The sequence below is a fragment of the Psychromonas antarctica genome, from assembly GCF_022267535.1.
Lineage (GTDB): Bacteria > Pseudomonadota > Gammaproteobacteria > Enterobacterales > Psychromonadaceae > Psychromonas > Psychromonas antarctica.
In genome coordinates this window covers 1-1,310 of the sequence record NZ_JAHNZV010000245.1, presented here as the reverse complement: position 1 = coordinate 1,310, position 1,310 = coordinate 1, and the positions used below count along the sequence as shown (strand labels likewise).

The following is a 1,310-nucleotide window of genomic DNA, read 5'->3' as shown; positions in this document are numbered from 1 at the left end:
GGATATAACGCTTGTTATCAACTCCCCTGGACTTATCGCAGATTACCACGTCCTTCATCGCCTCTAATTGCCTAGGCATCCACCGTGCACGCTTATTCACTTAACCATACAACACCTAAAAAGTGTCTTTTTACTTTTTAGGTGTACAACAGGAGATTGACGTCTTTTTGTCAATGTCCGAGTGTCACCTAAATCGTGTTAGAACTTAATAAATCTGTATTTTTTCGTTTCCAAGACGCTTGCGATTTCTCATATTTTACATATGAAAAACTCCCACTCTATTTGACTTCGTCAAACAGTACGTGGTGCAAAACAAAAAGATGTTTTGCTAAACGTTTTTCGTGCACCTATCAGTTAATCGAAACTAACTGAGTAGATACGTACATTATCCAAAGTATCAGTTTGAATAATATTTATTTTTGCTTGATTCATTTACCAACACCTGAGTGTTGATAAACGAGAACTGTTCACATTTCACTACGTGAAAAATGAACTTTTCGTTTCTATTTATCACACTTATTAACTTACGAATAAGTTAATTGTCATGTGATAAATAAGAACTTTATCAGCTTTCCTAATTGTTAAAGAGCAGACTTTTTCGTTAAAAAAAGCCTAAGTTAAATTTTAAAAAACTTAACTTAGGCCTTTCCTCTAGAAAGAGGTTCATGTTAGAACACTTAATCAAAAAAGAATAAGTGGTGGAGCTATGCGGGATCGAACCGCAGACCTCCTGCGTGCAAGGCAGGCGCTCTCCCAGCTGAGCTATAGCCCCAACATGGTTATTGTATAGAATATCACTCAGTATGATTTGGTGGGTCTGGGCAGATTTGAAATCAACCAAACGACCTCACCCGCTTTTTACCTTATTAGGGGTGCGCTCTAACCAACTGAGCTAAGCAATGACTTGGTGGGTCTGGGCAGATTTGAAATCAACCAAACGACCTCACCCGCTTTTTACCTTATTAGGGGTGCGCTCTAACCAACTGAGCTAAGCAATGACTTGGTGGGTCTGGGCAGATTTGAACTGCCGACCTCACCCTTATCAGGGGTGCGCTCTAACCAACTGAGCTACAGACCCAAGTCTGGGTGTAGATTCTATACGACTCTATTACTTCTAATCAAACAATCTGTGTGAACACTCAACGTTACTTGCGCCAGTGTACCTAAGTACAAAGGATGTGTTTCTTTACGTAAGGAGGTGATCCAGCCCCAGGTTCCCCTAGGGCTACCTTGTTACGACTTCACCCCAGTCATGAACCACACCGTGGTCATCGCCATCCCCGAAAGGTTAAGCTAATGACTTCTGGTGC

Annotated in this window: 2 tRNA genes and 2 rRNA genes; all 4 read right to left on the bottom strand. The window is 41.1% G+C overall.

Annotation, left to right across the window (positions count from 1 at the left end):
• Nucleotides 1-106 (bottom strand): 23S ribosomal RNA (locus KSO91_RS17295); the annotation flags it as partial.
• A gap of 590 nt (nucleotides 107-696) precedes the next feature.
• Nucleotides 697-772 (bottom strand) — tRNA-Ala (locus KSO91_RS17290).
• A gap of 229 nt (nucleotides 773-1,001) precedes the next feature.
• Nucleotides 1,002-1,078 (bottom strand) — tRNA-Ile (locus KSO91_RS17285).
• Between the two features lie 113 nt (nucleotides 1,079-1,191).
• A 16S ribosomal RNA gene (locus KSO91_RS17280) occupies nucleotides 1,192-1,310 on the bottom strand; the annotation flags it as partial.